Here is a 19,899-nt window from a genome sequence, read left to right as displayed (position 1 = left end):
CGGTGCCGCAACCGAACCCGACCGGCGCGCACGCGCCGGCCGGGTTTTTTGTGCACGTGTCCCGGCCGGCGCCTCAGCGGAAGGGCGACAGGCGTTCTTCAGTGGGTGCCGCGGCGCAGGCGGGAGACGGCTGCTGCTCGCTGCACGTGCGCATCGCCGCGGCCTCGGGATCCTGGGGCCGCGCATCGGCCGATGCGGGCGGCGCCTTTCCGGGGGCGACCAGCGACTGCGCCAGCGCGACGTCGGCGATATGCCCATGGTGGAACAACAGATCGCTGTAGATGCTCATCGTCGTGCTCCTGGCTTGAGTGAAATCCACAATAGGAGCAAGCTGGAGCAGGGAAAATCTCGCATTTCGCAAGAAAGACTTGAATGGGATTCAATATGGCGCGTCCGCCGCTGCATGCCTTGCAGGGTTTCGTCAGCGTCGCCCGACTCGGCAACCTGTCGCGTGCGGCGGCCGCGATGCACCTTACCGTCAGCGCGCTGAGTCACCAGATGCACGCGCTGGAAGAGCGCCTGGGCCATCGCCTGTTCGACCGGCACCCGCGCGGGGTGATCCTGACCGCGGACGGGCGGCGCCTGCTCGAGCGCATTGGCCCGCACCTGGACGCGATCGGCGAAGCGCTGCAGCCGTTCGCCGCGCGCCGCGACCACGTGCTGACGATCAGCCTGACCCCATCGATGGCCTCGGCCTGGCTGGTGCCGCGCCTGGGCGATTTCCTGGCCAGGCACCCACAGGTCGAGATCAATCTGCTGTCGGACAAGCATCTGGTCGACTTCGAGCGCCAGCTGCAGGTCGATGCCGGGTTGCGCATCGGCAACGGGCAGTGGCCGGGCCTGGCGGTCGAGGCGCTGTTCGACGAGTGGCTGATGCCGATGGCCAGCCCGGCGTTGATCGCGCGGATGGGCGCACGACCAGGGCCGCTGGCGCAGTGGCCGCTGATCGGCGATCCGGACGGGGAATGGGACCGCTGGTTCGCGGCCGCCGGTGAAGAGGCGCCGGCGCGCTATGTCGCGGTGTTCGACGATTCCGAGTCGCAACATCGCGCCGCGCTCGACGGCGTGGGCGTGGCCCTGGGCCGCATCACCCGGACACGACTGCTGCTCGACGCCGGCCAGTTGGTGCCGCTGTCGCCGCATCGGGTCAAGGCGTCCTGGTCGCATTACCTGGTGTATCCGCCGCGCTCGGCCGCCCATGGCGGGTTCCTGGCGTTCCGCGACTGGCTGCGCGCGCAGGCCGATGAGCACCTGCAGCCCCCCATGGCAGCGCCGCTCACCCCCAAGCGCCGTCGCGCGCGGGGCTAGGACGTAGCGGATACACGCACCCGCCTCAACCCGCATCGCACGCTCTACACTGCGGGTATGCCCTCCACACCGCTGCCGCTACCGTCCGAACGCCGTGCCCAGGTCATCGGCCGCATCGTCTTCGAGGCGTTCGAGGACTACCACGCGCGCTTCGCGCAGATCTCCTCGCGTGCGCGCCAGCGCTTCGAGGCGCGCGACTGGAGCGCCGCGCGCGAGGATGCGATCGAGCGCATCGCCCTGTACGACCAGTGCATCGCCGAATGCATGCTGCGCCTGCGCGCGGTGCTGCTCGGCCAGGCGCATGACCGCGCGCTGTGGATCCGCGCACGCGACCACTACGCCGAGCTGATCGCCGCGCTGATCGACCAGGAGCTGTACAAGACCTTCTACAACACCCTGACCCGGCGCTTCTTCCGGACCCAGGGCGTGGACGCGCAGATCGAGTTCGTGGCGCTGGATATCGAGCCCACCGACGCCATCACCCATCCGGTGGCGCGGCACAACTACGTGGTGTCCGAGGCGCGGCCTGTGGACGCGTTCGTGCGCGTACTCGGCGACTATCCGTTCGACGTGCCGTACGCGCACCGCACGCGCTGCGCGGCCGCCATCGCGGTGCGGTTGCAGGACGACCTCGCCCACTGGGGCGAGAATCCGGTACGCGGCATCGAACTGCTGGAGACGGTGTTCTACCGCGAGCGCCGCGCCTACCTGATCGGCCGCGTGTTCGGCGAACACCGCTTCTCGCCCTGCGTCATCGCCCTGGTCAACGACGAACAGGGCCTGCGGGCCGAAGCGGTGCTGACCAAGCGCAACGACGTGGCGCAGCTGTTCGGCATCTCGCGCAGCTATTTCCAGGCCGACCTGTCCACCGTCGGCGATGCGGTGGTGTTCCTGCGCAGCCTGCTGCCGCACAAGCCGATCGACGAGCTGTACACCATGCTTGGCCGCGCCAAGCAGGGCAAGACCGAGCGCTTCCGCACCTTCTTCCGCCACTTCCAGGCGCATCCCAACGAACAACTGGTGCATGCCGAGGGCACGCCGGGCATGGTCATGGCGGTGTTCACCCTGCCCAGCTACCCGCTGGTGTTCAAGCTGATCCGCGACCGCTTCGCCTACCCGAAGACGATGAGTCGCGAGGAAGTGGAGGAGAAGTACGCGCTGGTGTTCAACCTCGATCGCGTCGGCCGCCTGCTCGACGCGCAGCCGTACCGCTCGCTGCGTTTCCCGCGCTCGCGTTTCGCCCCGGCGCTGCTGAAGGAGTTGATGGAGGGCTGCGCGCGCAGCCTGCGCGAGGACGGCGACGACCTGATCGTCGAGCTGTGCTACGTGCAGCGGCGGCTGCGCCCGTTGAACCTGTACCTGCGCGAGCAGGGCGCCGAGGCCGCGCGCGAGGCCGCGCTGGACTACGCACAGGCGATCAAGGACATGGCCCGCAACAACATCTTCCCCGGCGACATGCTGCTGAAGAACTTCGGCGTGTCGCGGCAGGGCCGGGCGGTGTTCTACGACTACGACGAACTGTGCCTGGTCACCGACTGCAACTTCCGCGACTGGCCGCAGCCGCGCAACGAGGAAGAGGCGATGTCCGCCGAACCCTGGTTCCACGTCGCCCCGCGCGATGTGTTCCCGGAGCGCTTCGCGATGTTCATGGGCCTGCCCGCCGCGTCGCTGGAGGCGGTGCGCCACGCACACGGCGAGCTGTTCGATCCGCAGTGGTGGCGCGACCTGCAGGCGCGGCTGCGCGAGGACGACTATCCGGACGCGCCGCCTTACCCGGACGCGCTGCGCCTGGCCTGAGTTGCCGGTGGGCCGCCAGTGCGGTGTAATCGGCGCCTCATCTCAGGCAAAGGAATGCGCGATGCAACGTCGATCCCTCCGTTCGTGGTGGCGCTGGAGCGCCGTGCTGTCGCTGCTGCTGGCATTGACTGCCGTCGCCGCCGACGGAGTCGGGCCTGGCGCGGTGCGCAAGCAGATCGAAAGCAGCATGGTGGTGAGCGGCACCATCGACATCGAACCCAGCGGCAAGGTGTCGGCGCTGGCGCTGGACCAGCAGGAACGCCTGCCCGAGGGGGTGGTTGGCTTCGTCCGCAACAGCGTGATGCAGTGGAAGTTCGAGCCGGGCATGCGCGATGGCAAGCCGGTGCCGGCGCGCGCGCCGATGACCCTGCGACTGGTCGCCAAACGTCTGCAAGGCGACGACTATCAGATCGAGATCCGCAGTGCCGACTTCACCCGCTACGATCCGAGCGATCACAGCGTGGTGACCGCGATTCGGATGAAGCCGCCGGCCTATCCGCAAGCGGCCTACAGCGTCGGTGCCGCGGGCTCGGCGTACCTGGTGCTCAAGGTGGGCCGCGATGGCCGCGTGGCCGATGCCGTTGTCGAGCAGGTCAATTTGCGCGTGGTGGCGTCCGAGCAACAGATGCAGCAACTGCGCGAGGTGCTGGGCAAGAGCGCGCTCGGCGCGGCGCGCAAGTGGACCTTCCGCCCGCCGAGCGAAGGCAAGCACGTGGATGCGCCGTACTGGAACGTGCGCGTGCCGGTCGATTACGCGCTGCTCGACCAGCCCCGCCAGGGTGCGCCGTCGGCTTACGGCCGCTGGATGAGCTACGTGCCTGGCCCGCGCCAGCGCGCGCCGTGGAGTACCGACGAGGATGCTGCCGGCTTCTCGCCGGACCTGTTGCCGGCCGGCGGCGTGTACATGGCCGACGGCGCCGGCCCGCGCCTGTTGACGCCGCTGCAGGGCGGTTGATCGGCGCCGGTGTTCGCCTGGTCTTGCAGGCCGGGCTGCCCGCGCAGGCGCAGACCACCCGCCAACGTTAGCGCGCCGCGCGGCGGTCGTCGTCGCGGCGTCGCGTCGAGACGACCAGCACCGCCAGCAGCAGTCCGGCCAGCAGCAGCGACGCACCGACCGTACCCAGGTCCAGCCCGCCTTTGCCGGCCGGCTTGCTGAGCAGGTCGCCGAGGGTTGCGCCGAACGGGCGGGTCAGCACGAACGCCGCCCAGAACAGCGCCGTGCGCGAGACGCCGGTGAACGCATAGGCCAGGGCGATCGCCGCCAGCAGCGCCGCGATCAGCAGCGCACCGCCGGCGAAGCCCAATCCTGAACTGTCGGCCAGGTAATCGCCCAGCGCGGTGCCCAGGGTGTTGGAGACCAGGATCGCCAGCCAGTAGAAGACCTCGGCGCGGCCGCTGCCGATCCGCTCGACCGACAGGCTGCGTTCGCAAAGCCACCACGTCGCCAGCACTGCAGCCAGCAGGCTCACCAGCAGCAGCGCGCCCTGCGCGTAGCCCAGGCCCAGGCTGCGGTCCATGTAGTCCGACAGCGTGGTGCCGGCGGTGCTGGTGGTCAGGATCACCCACCAGTAGCGCCACGGCTGGAACCGCCGCGCGCGCAGCTGCGCCCACAGCGAGACCAGGAACACCGCCAGCAGCAGCACGCTGCTCAGCGCATAGCCGACATCCAGGGTCATCGACAGCAGGTCGCCGCCGGTCTCGCCGAGGGTGGTGGCGCAGATCTTCATCACCCAGAAGCCGAGGGTGACTGAGGCGACCTTGCTGATGGCGGTGTTGGCGGTGACGGGCATGGCGGCGGACGCGGCGGGGCGAATGCCGCCCATCTCACCCGCACCCACGTCGAAAGACCGTCGGACCCTGTATCGGCACGTCGCCGCGCATGACCGACGGCCACAAACGCGAACGCCCCGCCGAAGCGGGGCGTCGCGGTCGACCCGGCGCTGAACTCAGCGCTTCATCGAACCGAAGAACTCGTCGTTGGACTTGGTGTTCTTCATCTTGTCCAGCAGGAACTCCATCGCCGCGATCTCGTCCATCGGATGCAGCAGCTTGCGCAGGATCCAGATCTTCTGCAGCAGTTCCGGCTCGATCAGCAGGTCCTCGCGGCGGGTGCCGGAGCGGTTGATGTCGATGGCCGGGTACACGCGCTTCTCGGCGATACGGCGGTTCAGGTGCACTTCGCTGTTGCCGGTGCCCTTGAACTCTTCGTAGATCACCTCGTCCATCTTGCTGCCGGTCTCCACCAGTGCGGTGGCGATGATGGTCAGCGAGCCGCCTTCCTCGACGTTGCGCGCCGCGCCGAAGAAGCGCTTCGGGCGGTGCAGGGCGTTGGCGTCGACGCCGCCGCTGAGCACCTTGCCGGAGGACGGCACCACGTTGTTGTAGGCGCGGGCCAGGCGGGTGATCGAGTCGAGCAGGATCACCACGTCCTTCTTGTGTTCGACCAGGCGCTTGGCGCGCTCGATCACCATTTCGGCGACCTGCACGTGGCGCGCGGCCGGTTCGTCGAAGGTCGAGGAAATGACCTCGCCGCGCACGGTGCGCTGCATTTCGGTCACTTCTTCCGGGCGCTCGTCGATCAGCAGCACGATCAGGTGCACGTCCGGGTGGTTGGTGGTGATCGCCGTGGCCACCTGCTGCATCAGCATGGTCTTGCCGGCCTTCGGCGGGGACACGATCAGCGCGCGCTGGCCCTTGCCCTGCGGCGCCATCAGGTCGAGGATGCGGCCGGAGATGTCTTCCGAGGACCCGTTGCCGCGTTCCAGGGTGAAGCGCTTGCGCGGGAACAGCGCGGTCAGGTTCTCGAACAGGACCTTGTTCTTGCTCGCTTCCAGCGGCTCGCCGTTGATGGTGTCGACGATCGACAGCGCGAAGTAGCGCTCGCCGTCCTTCGGGAAGCGGATGCGGCCGGACAGGTGGTCGCCGGTGCGCAGGTTGAAGCGGCGGATCTGGCTGGGCGAGATGTAGGTGTCGTCCGGGCCGGCCAGGTAGCTGGCCTCGGCCGCGCGCAGGAAGCCGAAGCCGTCCGGCAGGATTTCCAGCACGCCGTCGGCGGCGACGCCTTCGCCGTGGCGGGTCAGCACCTTCAGCAGGGCGAAGATCACGTCCTGCTTGCGCGCGCGGGCCACGCCGTCCTGGATGTTGAGCTGCTCGGCGATGTCCAGCAGCTTCTGCGCCGGCATCCTCTTCAGATCGCTCAGCGAGTAGATCGGGAAGCCTTCCGGCACGCTGGCGTGCGGGCGCGGCACGAACGGCTCGTTGCCGCCGTTGTCGCTGGGCAGGCCGTTGTCCTGGAAGCGGTCGCCGCCGCGCTGGTTGCGGTCGCGGTCGCGGCGATTGCGGAAGCGATCGCGGCGGTTGCCCTGCTGGTTGTTCTGGTTGTTCTGGTTCTGATTGTTGAAGCGGTTGTTGTTGCCGCCGTCGCGCGGCTCACGGCCTTCGCGCGGCTCGCCGCCTTCAGATGCCTGGCCGCCGCCCTGATGGGCCGGCGCGTCGCCGCCGCCGTGGCTCTGGCCGCCGCTGGCGGCCGGGGACGGGGCCGACTCAGGAGCCGCGGCGCGCGGCGCCTCGGTCTGGGCGGGCGCAGGCGCAGGCGCGGGATTCAGCGGCAGGGTCGGCTGTGCCGGCGCGCCGTGCTCGGCGGCGCCTTCCGCACCGCTCGCGGCCTTGCTGACGCGCGGCTTGCGCACGCGCTTCTCGGCGGGGGCGTCGGCGCTCCCGGGTTCGGACATGGTGTGATCGGACAAGTGGTGTTCCTCGCTAAGAGTGCGAGCGCCCAGCGTGGGGGCATACGGGGTTGGGAGGAGGTCTGGGAGAGAATCTTCCAGAGGGGGTGCGGTGTGCGAATGCCACCGGATGCATCGACACTATCACCGCCACGCAGGCACGGCAAGCAGGCGTTCGTGGGCGATTCAGCCGCCGGCGATGCAGCGCCGGCCTGGTTGCCGCGGCGCCGCCCCGGTTGCGGAGCGGTCGCCGGCAGCGGGCGTCAGGCGGCGCTGCCGCCCAGGGTCTTGTCGATCATCTGGGTCAGCTGGCCCTTGCCGACCGCGCCGATCTGGGTGGCCTGGATCTGGCCGTTCTTGAACAGCAGCAGCATCGGGATCGAGCGCACGTGGTACTTGATCGCGGTGGCGCGGTTCTCGTCCACGTTGACCTTGGCGACCTTGAGGCGGCCGTCGTAGGCGTCGGCGAGGTCGTCCAGCACCGGCGCGATCATCTTGCACGGGCCGCACCACTCGGCCCAGAAGTCCACCAGGACCGGCTCGTCGGACTGCAGCACCGTGGCATCGAAATCGGCGTCGCCGACGTAAAGCACCTTGTCGCTCACTTTGGGGGTTCTCCTGGGCCAATGCGACTGGCCGGACCGGGTGGCCGCCGCATTGCGGTAAACTGGGGCATTGCGCGGCGATCTCAAGGGATTCCCCCTGTCGCGCGACCCGGCATGGAAGACGCCAGTGTGCGACGCTGCCGGGACCGATGCAAGCCGCGACCTTACGCTTCGGGCGGGGTGGCCTCACGAAGATGGAATGATGAGCGACAAACCGCTGACCGATGTGACTTTTTCCGCGTTCGAACTGCAGCCCGCGCTGCTCGCAGGCCTCGAAAGCGCCGGCTTCACCCGCTGTACCCCGATCCAGGCGCTGACCCTGCCGGTGGCCCTGCCGGGCCGCGACGTGGCCGGCCAGGCCCAGACCGGCACCGGCAAGACCCTGGCGTTCCTGGTGGCGGTGATGAACCGCCTGCTCAGCCGCCCGGCGCTGGCCGACCGCAAGCCGGAGGATCCGCGCGCGCTGATCCTGGCCCCGACCCGCGAACTGGCGATCCAGATCCACAAGGACGCGGTCAAGTTCGGCTCCGAGCTGGGCCTGCGCTTCGCCCTGGTCTACGGCGGCGTGGACTACGACAAGCAGCGCGAACTGCTGCAGCAGGGCGTGGACGTGATCATCGCCACCCCCGGCCGCCTGATCGACTACGTCAAGCAGCACAAGGTGGTGTCGCTGCACGCCTGCGAGATCTGCGTGCTCGACGAAGCCGATCGCATGTTCGACCTGGGCTTCATCAAGGACATCCGCTTCCTGCTGCGGCGCATGCCCGAGCGCGGCACCCGCCAGACCCTGCTGTTCTCGGCCACCCTCAGCCACCGCGTGCTGGAGCTGGCCTACGAGCACATGAACGAGCCGGAAAAGCTCGTGGTCGAGACCGAGAGCATCACCGCCGCACGCGTGCGCCAGCGCATCTACTTCCCCTCCGACGAGGAGAAGCTGACCCTGCTGCTGGGCCTGCTGTCGCGCAGCGAGGGCGCGCGGACCATGGTGTTCGTCAACACCAAGGCGTTCGTCGAGCGCGTGGCGCGGGCGCTGGAGCGCAACGGCTACCGGGTCGGCGTGCTGTCCGGCGACGTGCCGCAGAAGAAGCGCGAGACCCTGCTCAACCGCTTCCAGAAGGGTCAGTTGGAGATCCTGGTGGCCACCGACGTGGCCGCGCGCGGCCTGCACATCGACGGGGTCAAGTACGTCTACAACTACGACCTGCCGTTCGACGCCGAGGACTACGTGCACCGAATCGGCCGCACCGCGCGGCTGGGCGAGGAAGGCGACGCGATCAGCTTCGCCTGCGAGCGCTACGCGATGAGCCTGCCGGACATCGAGGCCTACATCGAACAGAAGATCCCGGTCGAGCCGGTCACCGCCGAGCTGCTGGTGGCGTTGCCGCGCACCCCGCGCGCGCCGGTGGAGGGCGAGGCCGCCGAGGCCGAGGGCGAGGAGAGCATCGGCGAGATCTTCCGCGAGGCCCGCGCCCAGCGCGAGGCCGACGAGCAGCGTCGCGGCGGCGGTCGCGGCAAGCCCGGCGGCGGTCGCAGCGGCCCGGGCGGCCGTGGCGAGTCGCGCAGCGCCGACGGCAAGCCGCGGCGTCCGCGCACGCCGCGTCCGGCCGATGCCACCGCCGCTGCGGCCGACGGCACTGCGCCGGCTGCCGCCGCGCCGGCGCCTGCCCCCAAGCCGCCGCGCGCTGCACCGGCCGAGGGCGCAGCGCCCGCGGTCGAAGGCGAGCGTCCGCCGCGCAAGCGCCGTCGCCGTCGCGGTGGGCGCCCGCTGGAAGGTGCCGAGGGTGCACCGGCCGGCAACGGCAGCGCCGCGCCGGCGGCCGCGGCCAAGCCGGTGCAGGTCGTGGCCACCCCGGTCAAGGCCGCGCGCCAGGCCGATCGCGGTGCGGCGGCGACCAACGATTCGTTCCTGACCCGCCTGGGCCGCAAGCTGCGCTCGCTGGTCTCCAGCTCCTGAGCAGGACCGGCCGTCCGCCGCGTGCGACGCGCGCGGTGGACGAACACCCGCTCCGCTCCGGCATAATCGCCGGATGAGCGTTCTGCGGTTCGACAATGTCAGCAAACAGTACGCCGGCGGCCACGCGGCGCTGGTGGACGTCAGCTTCGAGGTCGAGGAGGGCGAGATGCTGTTCGTCACCGGCCATTCCGGTGCCGGCAAGAGCACCCTGCTCAAGCTGATCCACCTGAGCGAGCGGCCCTCGCGCGGCGCCGTGCTGTTCGGCGAGCGCAACCTGCTGAAGGTGCGGGGTCGCCGCGTGCCGCTGCACCGGCGCGAGGTCGGCGCGGTCTACCAGGACCACCGCCTGCTCACCGACCGCAGCATCGCCGAGAACGTCGCGCTGCCGCTGATCCTGCGCGGCACCCGCCGCGCCGAGATCGGCAAGCGCGTGCGCTCGGTGCTCGAGCGCATGGGCCTGGGCCACCGCGAGAAGGCGCTGCCCTCGCAGCTGTCGGCCGGCGAGCAGCAGCGCGTCGGCATCGCCCGGGCGATGGTCGGCGAACCGCGGCTGCTGGTCGCCGACGAACCCACCGGCAATCTCGACCCGACCCTGGCCGCGGAAATCATGCAGCTGTTCGCCGAACTGCCGGCCCGCGGCACCAGCGTGCTGGTGGTCAGCCACGACCTGGCCCTGCTCAAGCAGATGCGCAAGCGCGTGCTGATCCTGGACCACGGCCGCCTGATCGACGACATCTCGCCGCAGGACCTGGCCGAATGAGCGCGCGCAACGCCGGCGCCGCGGCGCCCTCGCGGCTGGGCGTGTGGTGGGACCACCACCTGCACAGCATCGTCTACAGCCTCGGTCGCGCCATGCGCAAGCCGTGGGCCACGCTGCTGACCATGGCGGTGATGGCGCTGGCGCTGACCCTGCCGCTGGGCCTGTCGATCGCCCTGGACAACCTAAAGCAGTTCGCCGGCAGCGTGCAGCAGTCGCGCGACATCAACGTGTTCCTGAAGACCGACGTCGACGCCGCCGCGGCGCAGGCGCTGGCGCAGACCCTGCGCGGCCGTGGCGACGTGGCCGCGGTGACGCTGCGTACCCCCGCCGAGGGCATGGCCGAGCTGCGCGACAGCGCCGGCCTCGGCGAAGCGCTGGATGCGCTGCAGGACAACCCGTTGCCGACGCTGCTGATCGTCACCCCGGCCGCGGCCGATGACACCCCGCTGGCGACCGCACTGACCGCGCTGCCGCAGGCCGACCTGGTCCAGCACGACGCGCTGTGGCGCAAGCGCCTGGATGGCTGGCTGCATTTCGGCGAACGTCTGGTCCAGGTGCTGTCGCTGCTGCTCGGCGCCGGCGCGGTGCTGGTGGTCGGCAACACCGTGCGCCTGGACATCCAGTCGCGACGCGAGGAGATCGGCGTGCTGCAGCTGCTCGGCGCCAGCGACGGCTTCATCCGCCGCCCGTTCCTGTACCTGGGCGCCTGGTACGGTTTCGGCGCCGGGGTGCTGGCGCTGGGCCTGCTCGCCGCCTCCGGCATGGCCCTGGGCCAGCCGCTGGCGGCACTTGCCGACAGCTACGGCAGCCACTTCGTGCTGCATGGCCTGGACGCGTTGCACGCCGGCTTCGTGCTGCTCGGCACCCTGCTGCTGGGCTGGCTCGGCGCCTGGCTGGTGACCGGCCACTTCCTGCGCCAGACGCGGCCCACCGACACCTGAGGCGCACATGGCCGGGCACGAGCTCAAGCATCTGATCAGCGCCGCCCCCCGGGTGATGGTGGTCGATGGCTCGAAGCTGGTGCGCAAGCTGATCGCCGACGTGCTGCATCGCGAACTGCCCGACGTGACCGTGGTCGGCTGCGCCAGCATCGCCGAGGCGCGCGCCGCGCTGGAGGCCGGCCCGGTCGACCTAGTCACCACCTCGCTGGGGCTGCCCGACGGCGACGGCCTGGCCCTGGCCCGCAGCGTGCGCGAAGCCGCCGGCCAGGCCTACGTGCCGGTGATCGTGGTCTCCGGCGACGCCCAGCAGCACCTGGTCGAGCGCCGCTTCACCGAGTACGTCACCGACTACTTCGACAAGTCGCTCGGCCACGAGGCGCTGGCCACCTTCATCCGCGGCTACGTGCAGCCGCAGCCGGTGGCCGGCGCCACCGTGCTCTATGTCGAGGACAGCCGCGTGGTGGCCGAGGCGACCAAGCGCATGCTCGAGCGCCAGCAACTGCACGTGGTGCACGTGCTCAGCGCCGAGGACGCGTTCGCCCTGCTGACCGCCGAGTCGCTGGGTCGCACCACCCGCCGCATCGACCTGGTGCTGACCGACGTCACCCTCAAGGGCGAACTCAACGGCCGCGACGTGGTCCAGCGCATCCGCGTCGACTTCGCCTACGGCAAGCGGCGCATGCCTGTGCTGGTGATGACCGGCGACAGCAACCCGCACACCCAGTCCGAGTTGCTGCGCGCCGGCGCCAACGACCTGGTGCAGAAACCGATCGAAGAGCGCCTGCTGGTCACCAAGGTGCTGTTCCAGTTGCGCCTGGCCCGGCTCGACGAGATCGCCGTGACCTTCTGATTGATGTGATGTCCCGAGCCTGCAAGCGATGAGCAACAACGAAGACGAAAGCCGGATCCAGCTGGAGCCGTCATGGAAGGCGCAGGTGGGCGACTGGCTGCTGCGCCCGGAGATGCGCGAGCTGGCCACGTTCCTGCGCCAGCGCAAGGCCGCTGGCGCGCGGGTGTTCCCGCCGGGGCGGCAGATCTTCGCCGCCTTCGACGCCACCCCGTTCGAGCGGGTGGAGGTGGTGATCCTCGGCCAGGACCCGTACCACGGCCACGGCCAGGCGCACGGGCTGTGCTTCTCGGTGCTGCCGGGGGTGCCGGTGCCGCCGTCGCTGCTGAACATCTATAAAGAGATCGAGGACGACCTGGGCATCCGCCGGCCGGACCACGGCTGCCTGCTGCCGTGGGCGCAGCGCGGCGTGCTGCTGCTCAACGCGGTGCTGACGGTGGAGGAGGGCCGCGCCGGCGCACATCAGGGCAAGGGCTGGGAGGGCTTCACCGACCACGTCGTGGAGACCCTCAACCGCGAGCGCGAGGGCCTGGTGTTCCTGCTCTGGGGCAGCTATGCCCAGGCCAAGGGCAAGGTCATCGATACCCGCCGCCACCGCGTGCTCAAGGCCCCGCACCCCTCGCCGCTGTCGGCGCACCGCGGCTTCCTCGGCTGCAAGCATTTTTCCTCGGCCAACGAGTACTTGAAGCGCCGGGGTGCCGCCCCCATCGACTGGAGTCTGCCGCCGCGCGCGGAGCTGGAAGCGGCTTTGCGCGGCGCCTGAACCCCGGTTGGACAAGGCGCGGCGTCCACCGCATGTGGACGCCGTTTTCGCGAACTGGATGGTAGTTTGGTGGTCAGAAGACGGAAGCCGCGATGCTTCCGGATTGTTTCAGTGGCTTGTGCTGCAGTGTCATTCCTGATTCATATGTTGCATAAACAGAACACAGGAACTTTTTACTGTACCCAGCAGTCCAATTAGTAGACTGCTAAGATGAGCCCTATGAGCCAGACTCTGACTACCAACGCATTGGTTGCCAACAACCTCCCGATCCCCAGTCCGCTCGGTTCGCTGGATGCCTACATCGGCGCCGTGCATCAGATCCCGGTGCTGACGTCCGACGAGGAACGCGCACTGGCGGCGCGGTACCGCGACCAGGAAGACCTGGATGCGGCCCGCGAACTGGTCCATTCCCACCTGCGCTTCGTGGTGCACGTGGCCCGCGGCTACAACGGCTACGGCCTGCCGCTGGGCGACCTGATCCAGGAAGGCAACATCGGCCTGATGAAGGCGGTCAAGCGCTTCGACCCGGACATGGGCGTGCGCCTGGTCAGCTTCGCGGTGCACTGGATCCGTGCCGAGATGCACGAGTACATCCTGAAGAACTGGCGCATCGTCAAGGTCGCTACGACCAAGGCGCAGCGCAAGCTGTTCTTCAACCTGCGCAAGTCCAAGACCCGCCTGGGCTGGATGAACGCGGCCGAGGTCACCGCCGTGGCCAAGGACCTCAACGTGTCCGAGCGCGAGGTGATGGAGATGGAGTCGCGCCTGTCCGGTCGCGACATCGGCTTCGATGCGCCATCCGACGAGGACGACGACCACGCGCCGCCGTCGCCGGCCGCGTACCTGATGGCCAACGAGGAAGATCCCTCGCAGGCCTACGAGCGCGCCGACAGCGAGGACAACCAGCTGCAGCTGCTGCGCGAAGGCCTGGCGGAATTGGATGCGCGTTCGCGCGACATCATCAAGCGCCGCTGGCTGGATGCCGACAGCAAGATCACCCTGCAGGAACTGGCCGACGAGTACGGCGTGTCGGCCGAGCGCATCCGCCAGATCGAGGCGAACGCGCTGAAGAAGATGAAGGCGCTGTTCGTCGCCTGAGTCGCCTGCGGCGATCGCTTGCAACGCGCGAAAAGGCCCGGCATCGCCGGGCCTTTTCTGTTTGGCCTGGGCTGGCTCGTGGATCGGCGACTGCGGGCGCGCCCACGATTGGCTACGACTCCGGCGGCCGCGCCACCGGCAGGTGCCAGCCGTAGCGGATCGCCATGAAGCGCAGGCCGAAGCACAGCACCGCGCCCACTCCCAGGCCCCAGGGCTGCGGCAGGTGCAGCACCTGCGCCGCGGCGACCACGCCGCCGCCGAGCAGGGCCGCCACCGCGTACAGCTCGGCCTGCAGCACCACCGGCGTGCGCGCCACCAGCAGGTCGCGGACGATGCCGCCGCCGATGCCGCTGAGCATGCCCAGCAGCGGCGCGCTCAGCGGGCCCAGACCGAACGCCAGCGCCTTGCTGGTGCCGTAGACCGCGAACAGCGCCAGGCCCATCGCATCGAAGATCTGCACCGGATTGCGCAGGCGCTCGACCGTGTGGTGGCGGTAGAAGGCCAGCAGCCCGGCCAGGCAGGCGACGCCGAGATAGCGCACGTCGGCCAGCGCTGCCGGCGGGGTGGCGCCGATCAGCACGTCGCGGGCGATGCCGCCGGAGACCGCGGCCGCGCACGACAGCACCAGCACGCCGAACAGGTCCAGGCGATGGCGCACGCCGACGGTGGCGCCGCTGATCGCGAACACGAAGGTGCCCAGCAGGTCGAGCAGGAACAGGAAGGTCGCCAAGACGGGCACTGCGCTGCAGCAAAAAGGCCGGCTAGGATCGCAGCCCGGCCCTGCAGTGTCACCTGTCCGCGGGTGGCGCGGCCTGTGCCTGCGTTGCCTCGGCTGCGGGCGGGTCGCCGAGGATGATGCGCGCGGCACGCTGGTAGCTCCAGTACGCCCACGCCCAGTTGAGCAGCACCACCACGCGGTTGCGGAAGCCGATCAGGAAGAACACGTGCGCGGCCAGCCAGAACCACCAGGCCAGCACGCCGGAGAGCTGCAGCCGGCCCAGGTGCACGATCGCGGCCATGCGCCCGATGGTGGCCAGGTTGCCGTAGTCGGCGTAGCGGAACGGCACGCTGGCGGTGTCGCCGCGCAGCCGCCGGCGCAGGGTGTCGGCGACGTGCCGGCCCATCTGCTTGGCGGCCGGCGCCACGCCGGGAACCGGGCGGCCGTCGGCCTGCTGCACCGCGGCCAGGTCGCCGGCGACGAACAGTTCCGGATGGCCGGGTACGCTCAGGTCCGGCTGCACCTGCACGCGGCCGCTGCGGTCCAGCGGCGTCTGCAGGGTCTTGGCCAGCGGCGAGGCGGCCACGCCGGCGGCCCAGACCACGGTGCGCGCCGGCACGAAGGTGCTGCCCAGGCGATAGCCGCTGGCGTCGATGTCGGCGACCGGCACCCCGGTCAGCACTTCCACCCCGAGCTTTTCCAACTGCTTCTGCGCCTTGGCCGAGAGGTGCTCGGGGAAGGAGGACAGCACCCGCGGGCCGGCCTCGATCAGCCGCACCCGCGCCTCGGCCGGGTCGATGCGGCGGAACTCGTGCTTCAGCGTGTGCCGCGCGATCTCGGCCAGGGTGCCGGCCAGTTCGACGCCGGTGGGGCCGCCGCCGACGATGGCGAAGCTGAGCCAGGCCGCGCGCGCGGCGGGGTCGGTTTCCGCTTCGGCGCGCTCGAATGCCAGCAGCAGGTGCCGGCGCAGTTGCAGCGCGTCGTCCAGGGTCTTCAGACCCGGCGCATGCGCCGCCCAGTCGTCGTGGCCGAAATAGGCGTGGGTGGCGCCGGTGGCGACCAGCAGGTAGTCGTAGGCCAGCGTCTGGCCGTCGGCCAGGCGCACGTGCCGCGTCTGCTTGTCGATGTCGACGACTTCGCCCAGGCGCACTTCGACGTTGTCCTGGTGGCGCAGGATCTGCCGCAGCGGCGCGGCGATGTCCGGCGCCGACAAGCCGGCGGTGGCGACCTGGTACAGCAGCGGCTGGAACAGGTGATGGTTGCGGCGGTCGATCAGGGTGATGCGCAGCGGTGACTTGGCCAGGGCGCGGGTGGCCCACAAGCCGGCGAAGCCGCCGCCGACCACGATCAGGTGCGGCACGCGTGTGTCGTCCATGCAGGACTCCAGGAGGGGGAGGGGAAAGGAGGCGTCCGGTGTCGGCGCGACGGTCGTGGGCGCGCGTGGCGCACCGATCCACGGAAACGCGCGCGGCCAGTGGGGCGTTGCGCGATCGTCGAGGGCCGGACCTGCATGTCCGTATAGTAGCGCGATGCCAAGCGCGGTCAGCGACAGGGAGGACGCACGGTCATGCCAGCGACAGTGAAGCCGCGCGCGTCGGCGCCGCCACAGGCGCCACTGCCGTCGCGCTGGCGCAGCCTGCTGTTCTGGACCAAGACCCGCGCGCTGCAACTGCGCCGCGCGCTGCACGATCTGCGCGACGGTCCGCGCCGGCATCGCCGCGACGCCGGCCTGGCGATCGCCGACGGCAGCTGTGCCGAATCGGTCACCGCGCTGTGGCCCGACAGCGAGGAGACCGCACCGCAGCTGGTGGCCGGCAAGATCCACAACCTGCGCCTGGCCGCGCGTGCGCTGCACGGCGTGGAGGTGCCGGCCGGGGCCACCTTCAGCTTCTGGCGCCAGCTCGGTCGTGCCACCCGCGGCCGCGGCTTCGTCGCCGGCCGCGAACTGCGCGAGGGCTGCCTGGTGCCGTCGATCGGTGGCGGCCTGTGCCAGGTGTCCAATGCGATCTACGACGCGGCGCTGCGGCAGGGCCTGGAGATCGTCGAGCGACACCGCCACACCCAGGTGATTGCCGGTTCCCTGGCCGAGCGCGACCGCGACGCGGTGGTGTTCTGGAACTACGTGGACCTGCGCCTGCGCGCCGCCGCGCCGTGGCGGCTGGAGGTATGGCTGGATGGCGAGGCGCTGCACGTGCGCATCCGCGGCGGCACTGCGACGCCGGCGGCATTGCCGTTGCCGCCGCTGCAGCGCCGCACCGCGCCCGCCGGCGTCGATGCCGCCAACGACTGCACCCGCTGCGGCCGCAGCGCCTGCCATCGGCATGTGGCGGCGGTGCCGGAGGGCTTGCACCGCACCTGGCTGGTCGACGAGGACTGGCCGGAATTCGCCGAAGACCGCCGGCGCCGGCAGCAGCCGGGCGATCGGGTGCTGGCATTGCCGCGGCACAGCGTCGCGGCAGTGTGCGCGGCGTTGTTGCGGCGCTGGTGGCTGTGGCGTGGGATGCCGTTGCCGCAGGCGCGCCAGCGCGCGCAGCGCATCCGCCTGCGGGCGCTGCGGCAGCGCCTGGGCGCGCGCGACGTCGACCTGGTGGTGCCGCAGAGCCTTTTGCCGGACCTGTGGCTGGCCGGCGAGTTGCAGGGTCGGCGCTGGGACGTGTGCATGACCGCCTTGCCGATGCACCTGCTGCAGGCGCGCCTGGACGTGGCCGCGCAGCGGCATCCGCACAGCCCCACCTTGTGCGATTTCCGCGCCGATCCGGCGCTGGTCGACGCCGAACGTGCGGCGCTGGTGCAGGCGCGGCACTGGATCACCCCGCACCGCGAATTGCTGGCGCTGGGCGGCAGTCGTGCGCTCGCGCTGCAGTGGCAACGGCCGGAGGTTTCGGCGGAGCAGGCGGCCGTTACCGCGAACGCCGCGCCGCGTGTGCTGCTGGCGGCCTCGGCATTGGCACGCAAGGGCGCCTACGCACTGCGCGATGCGGTGCGTGATTTGCCGCTGGTGGTGCTGCTGCCGCCGGGTGCGCAGGAGACGCCGGACTTCTGGAACGGCATCGCGGTACAGCGGGTCGCCTCGATGGCCGAAGGCATGCATGCGGCCTCCCTGGTGCTGCTGCCGGCCTGGATCGAACAGCAGCCGCGTGGCCTGCTGCTGGCCATGGCGCTGGGCAAGCCGGTGATCGCCACCGCCGCCTGCGGCCTGTCTCCGGATGCTGGCGCGTGGCGCTGCGTGGAGGCCGGCGACAGCACGGCATTGCGCGCGCAAGTGGTCGATGCATTGGGCCTGGTGGATTGAGCGAAACCCGTGGGCGTCAGGGCCGCCGTCTGCTTTGCCACGGCGATCGGATGCGCGTTCGTCTGGAGCAGCTTCAGAGCGGCACTGCTTGTCGACACGCGCCATTGCCGCGTAGGAGCGGCTTCAGCCGCGATGAAGCATTACCGGTAATGCCCGTCGCGGCTGAAGCCGCTCCTACGGAAGCGAATCGCGTGAAATCGGATCGCGCATTGGATTGCGTTGATCCGCGGCTTCATCCATGCACGAAGGGCACATCACTAGCTCGGCGACGCGTGCCGGTGCTCTAGCGGCTGTATTGCTGGGAATGCGCCGTCGCCTCAGTACAGATCCTGCGGATCCACATCCAGCGACCAGCGCACCCGCCGTGCCTGCGGCAGCGCGTGAATCGCCGGCACCGCCATGTCCAGCACCGCATGCAGCGCGCGCCGCGTGTTCGCCGACAGCAGCAACTGGGTGCGCTGGAAACCGGCGCGGCGCGGCATCGGTGCCGGCATCGGGCCGAAGCGTTGCACCTCGTCCTGCACCGGCAGCAGCGCGCGCGCGGCGGCGAGGAAGGCGTTGGCGTGTTCGACCTGCTTGGCCTCGGCGCGCAGCAGCGCCAGGTGCGCGAACGGTGGGAAGCCGGCGGCCTCGCGCTGCTCCAGTTCCGCCGCGGCGAAGGCGTGGTAGCCGCCGTGCACAAGGGTCTGCAGCAGCGGATGCCCGGGGTGGTGGGTCTGCAGCCAGACCTCGCCAGGCCGTGCCGCGCGGCCGGCGCGGCCGGCGACCTGGATCAACTGCTGCGCCAGCTTCTCGCTGGCACGGAAATCGGCCGAGAACAGCCCTTCGTCGATGCCCACCACCACCACCCGGCTCAGTTGCGGCAGGTCGTGGCCCTTGGCCAGGATCTGCGTGCCGACCAGGATGCCGGGCGCGCTGCCGAGCGTCGCCAACTGCGTCTCCAGCGCATCGCGGCGCTGGGTGGTGCCGCGGTCGATGCGCAGCACCGGCACGTCCTGAAACGCCTGCACCAGGCGTTCCTCGAGGCGTTCGGTGCCGATGCCCTGCGGCTGCAGCGCCAGGCTGCCGCAATCCGGGCAGGCCAGCGGCGCCGGCTGCCGTGCGCCGCAGTGGTGGCATTGCAGGCGTCGGCCGCCGGCGTGCACGGTCATCGGCGTGGCGTGCAGCGGGGTGCTGCAGCGCTGGCACGGCGCGGTCCAGCCGCAGTCGTGGCACAGCAGCACCGGCGCATAGCCGCGGCGGTTCTTGAACACCAGCACCTGGCCGCCTTCGGCCAGTGCCGTGCCGATCCCGGCCAGCACCTCCGGCGACAGCCCGTCCTGCAGCGGGCGCTTGCGCACGTCGAGCACGCGCACCGTCGGCGGCCTGGCGTCGCCGGCACGGCGGGTCAGGCGCAGGTGCGCGTAGCGGCCGCCGGTGGCGTTGTGCAGGCTCTCCAGCGACGGCGTGGCGCTGCCCAGCAGTACCGGCACGTCCAGCGCCTTGCCGCGGACCAGGGCGAAATCGCGGGCGTGGTAGCGGATGCCGTCCTGCTGCTTGTAGCTGCCGTCGTGTTCCTCGTCGACCACGATCAGCCCGGCCCGCGGCAGCGGCACGAACACCGCCGAGCGGGTGCCGACCACCACCTGCGCCTCGCCACGCCAGGCGGAGGCCCAGACCCGCGCGCGTTCGTTGTCGTTGAGCCCGGAATGCAGCGCATGCACCGGCACCCCGAGGCGGGCGCGGAAGCGCGCCAGGGTCTGCGGGGTCAGGCCGATCTCCGGCACCAGCACCAGCGCCTGGTGGCCGCGCGCCAGGCAGGCGGCGATCGCCTGCAGGTAGACCTCGGTCTTGCCGCTGCCGGTGACGCCGTCGAGCAGGAACGGGGCGAAGCCGGCGGCGCCGACCACTGCGTCGATGGCCGCCTGCTGCTCGGCGTTGGGCACCGGCCCGGGCTGCGGCTGCGGCGCCGCGGCGCTGGCCGGCACGGCGATGCGTTCGGCGTGGCCGCGCTTGGCCAGGGCGCGGGCGGCGCCGCGCCAGTCGTCCATCGCCTGGTCCAGCCGGTCCTCGTCCACGGCGCCGTCCGCCCGCAGCGCGGCGAAGCGGTGC

General features: G+C 70.5%; 17 protein-coding genes. 10 read left to right on the top strand and 7 right to left on the bottom strand.

Annotation, left to right across the window (positions count from 1 at the left end; translation table 11 throughout):
• Window positions 1–73: 73 nt before the first annotated feature.
• The gene (locus J7357_RS06165) at window positions 74–289 is read right to left on the bottom strand and encodes a hypothetical protein (protein WP_209245420.1); all 216 of its coding nucleotides are present in this window, start codon (window positions 287–289) and stop codon (window positions 74–76) included.
• Between the two features lie 95 nt (window positions 290–384).
• Between J7357_RS06165 and J7357_RS06160 the strand changes: the two genes are divergently transcribed.
• The 3 genes from J7357_RS06160 (at window position 385) to J7357_RS06150 (ending at window position 4,060) form a co-directional block, all read left to right on the top strand.
• The gene (locus J7357_RS06160) at window positions 385–1,308 is read left to right on the top strand and encodes a LysR substrate-binding domain-containing protein (RefSeq protein ID WP_209245419.1); all 924 of its coding nucleotides are present in this window, start codon (window positions 385–387) and stop codon (window positions 1,306–1,308) included.
• A gap of 57 nt (window positions 1,309–1,365) precedes the next feature.
• Window positions 1,366–3,105, top strand: a complete 1,740-nt coding sequence (gene aceK, locus J7357_RS06155) for a bifunctional isocitrate dehydrogenase kinase/phosphatase (RefSeq protein WP_209245418.1) — start codon at window positions 1,366–1,368, stop codon at window positions 3,103–3,105.
• Between the two features lie 61 nt (window positions 3,106–3,166).
• Window positions 3,167–4,060 (top strand): energy transducer TonB, encoded by an 894-nt coding sequence (locus tag J7357_RS06150; RefSeq protein ID WP_244667320.1) that lies wholly within the window; start codon window positions 3,167–3,169, stop codon window positions 4,058–4,060.
• A gap of 67 nt (window positions 4,061–4,127) precedes the next feature.
• Here the strand turns inward: J7357_RS06150 and J7357_RS06145 are convergent, their stop codons facing one another.
• The 3 genes from J7357_RS06145 to trxA form a co-directional block, all read right to left on the bottom strand.
• Window positions 4,128–4,928 (bottom strand): hypothetical protein, encoded by an 801-nt coding sequence (locus J7357_RS06145; RefSeq protein WP_209245417.1) that lies wholly within the window; start codon window positions 4,926–4,928, stop codon window positions 4,128–4,130.
• 123 nt (window positions 4,929–5,051) lie between these two features.
• Window positions 5,052–6,851, bottom strand: a complete 1,800-nt coding sequence (gene rho / locus J7357_RS06140) for a transcription termination factor Rho (protein ID WP_209245416.1) — start codon at window positions 6,849–6,851, stop codon at window positions 5,052–5,054.
• Between the two features lie 242 nt (window positions 6,852–7,093).
• Entirely contained in the window at window positions 7,094–7,435 is a 342-nt protein-coding gene (gene trxA, locus J7357_RS06135) for a thioredoxin TrxA (protein ID WP_017908556.1), read from the bottom strand.
• A gap of 202 nt (window positions 7,436–7,637) precedes the next feature.
• Between trxA and rhlB the strand changes: the two genes are divergently transcribed.
• The 6 genes from rhlB to rpoH all read left to right on the top strand — a co-directional run bounded on the left by rhlB (window position 7,638) and on the right by rpoH (window position 13,798).
• Window positions 7,638–9,389 carry an ATP-dependent RNA helicase RhlB gene (rhlB, locus tag J7357_RS06130; RefSeq protein WP_209245415.1) on the top strand — a complete coding sequence of 584 codons (1,752 nt, stop codon included), beginning with the start codon at window positions 7,638–7,640 and terminating at the stop codon, window positions 9,387–9,389.
• Between the two features lie 73 nt (window positions 9,390–9,462).
• Window positions 9,463–10,149, top strand: a complete 687-nt coding sequence (gene ftsE / locus J7357_RS06125; RefSeq protein ID WP_017909423.1) for a cell division ATP-binding protein FtsE — start codon at window positions 9,463–9,465, stop codon at window positions 10,147–10,149.
• Window positions 10,146–11,090, top strand: coding sequence for a permease-like cell division protein FtsX (gene ftsX / locus J7357_RS06120; RefSeq protein ID WP_017909424.1), 945 nt, complete (start codon window positions 10,146–10,148; stop codon window positions 11,088–11,090). Before ftsE ends, ftsX begins: the two co-directional genes overlap by 4 nt.
• 7 nt (window positions 11,091–11,097) lie before the next feature.
• Entirely contained in the window at window positions 11,098–11,940 is an 843-nt protein-coding gene (locus J7357_RS06115) for a response regulator (protein WP_209245414.1), read from the top strand.
• A gap of 28 nt (window positions 11,941–11,968) precedes the next feature.
• Complete coding sequence (gene ung / locus J7357_RS06110; RefSeq protein WP_209245413.1) at window positions 11,969–12,700, top strand: uracil-DNA glycosylase; 732 nt, start codon at window positions 11,969–11,971, stop codon at window positions 12,698–12,700.
• 219 nt (window positions 12,701–12,919) lie between these two features.
• Window positions 12,920–13,798, top strand: coding sequence for an RNA polymerase sigma factor RpoH (rpoH, locus tag J7357_RS06105; protein ID WP_209245412.1), 879 nt, complete (start codon window positions 12,920–12,922; stop codon window positions 13,796–13,798).
• Between the two features lie 112 nt (window positions 13,799–13,910).
• Here the strand turns inward: rpoH and J7357_RS06100 are convergent, their stop codons facing one another.
• Both J7357_RS06100 and J7357_RS06095 read right to left on the bottom strand, forming a co-directional pair.
• Window positions 13,911–14,528: a trimeric intracellular cation channel family protein gene (locus J7357_RS06100; protein WP_209245411.1), complete on the bottom strand. Its 618-nt coding sequence runs from the start codon at window positions 14,526–14,528 to the stop codon at window positions 13,911–13,913.
• Window positions 14,529–14,586: 58 nt separating this feature from the next.
• Complete coding sequence (locus J7357_RS06095; RefSeq protein ID WP_209245410.1) at window positions 14,587–15,891, bottom strand: NAD(P)/FAD-dependent oxidoreductase; 1,305 nt, start codon at window positions 15,889–15,891, stop codon at window positions 14,587–14,589.
• A gap of 192 nt (window positions 15,892–16,083) precedes the next feature.
• Here J7357_RS06095 and J7357_RS06090 point away from each other — a divergent pair, with 192 nt between their 5' ends.
• Window positions 16,084–17,808: a VanW family protein gene (locus tag J7357_RS06090; RefSeq protein WP_244667319.1), complete on the top strand. Its 1,725-nt coding sequence runs from the start codon at window positions 16,084–16,086 to the stop codon at window positions 17,806–17,808.
• A gap of 317 nt (window positions 17,809–18,125) precedes the next feature.
• On the opposite strand, the gene J7357_RS06085 is transcribed toward J7357_RS06090, so the two are convergent.
• The coding region (locus tag J7357_RS06085) for a primosomal protein N' (protein ID WP_343237394.1) at window positions 18,126–19,899 on the bottom strand (1,774 nt) is incomplete at its 5' end.

This window comes from Xanthomonas sp. D-109 (assembly GCF_017746095.1).
Taxonomy (GTDB): domain Bacteria; phylum Pseudomonadota; class Gammaproteobacteria; order Xanthomonadales; family Xanthomonadaceae; genus Xanthomonas_A; species Xanthomonas_A sacchari.
This window is presented reverse-complemented; position numbering and strand designations above follow the sequence as displayed.

Coding starts and splice junctions, on each gene's coding strand:
- J7357_RS06165 (WP_209245420.1), bottom strand. CDS start 289: ATGAGCATCTACAGCGATCTGTTGTTCCACCATGGGCATATCGCCGAC.
- J7357_RS06160 (WP_209245419.1), top strand. CDS start 385: ATGGCGCGTCCGCCGCTGCATGCCTTGCAGGGTTTCGTCAGCGTCGCC.
- aceK (WP_209245418.1), top strand. CDS start 1,366: ATGCCCTCCACACCGCTGCCGCTACCGTCCGAACGCCGTGCCCAGGTC.
- J7357_RS06150 (WP_244667320.1), top strand. CDS start 3,167: ATGCAACGTCGATCCCTCCGTTCGTGGTGGCGCTGGAGCGCCGTGCTG.
- J7357_RS06145 (WP_209245417.1), bottom strand. CDS start 4,928: ATGGGCGGCATTCGCCCCGCCGCGTCCGCCGCCATGCCCGTCACCGCC.
- rhlB (WP_209245415.1), top strand. CDS start 7,638: ATGAGCGACAAACCGCTGACCGATGTGACTTTTTCCGCGTTCGAACTG.
- ftsE (WP_017909423.1), top strand. CDS start 9,463: ATGAGCGTTCTGCGGTTCGACAATGTCAGCAAACAGTACGCCGGCGGC.
- ftsX (WP_017909424.1), top strand. CDS start 10,146: ATGAGCGCGCGCAACGCCGGCGCCGCGGCGCCCTCGCGGCTGGGCGTG.
- J7357_RS06115 (WP_209245414.1), top strand. CDS start 11,098: ATGGCCGGGCACGAGCTCAAGCATCTGATCAGCGCCGCCCCCCGGGTG.
- ung (WP_209245413.1), top strand. CDS start 11,969: ATGAGCAACAACGAAGACGAAAGCCGGATCCAGCTGGAGCCGTCATGG.
- rpoH (WP_209245412.1), top strand. CDS start 12,920: ATGAGCCAGACTCTGACTACCAACGCATTGGTTGCCAACAACCTCCCG.
- J7357_RS06095 (WP_209245410.1), bottom strand. CDS start 15,891: ATGGACGACACACGCGTGCCGCACCTGATCGTGGTCGGCGGCGGCTTC.
- J7357_RS06090 (WP_244667319.1), top strand. CDS start 16,084: ATGCCAGCGACAGTGAAGCCGCGCGCGTCGGCGCCGCCACAGGCGCCA.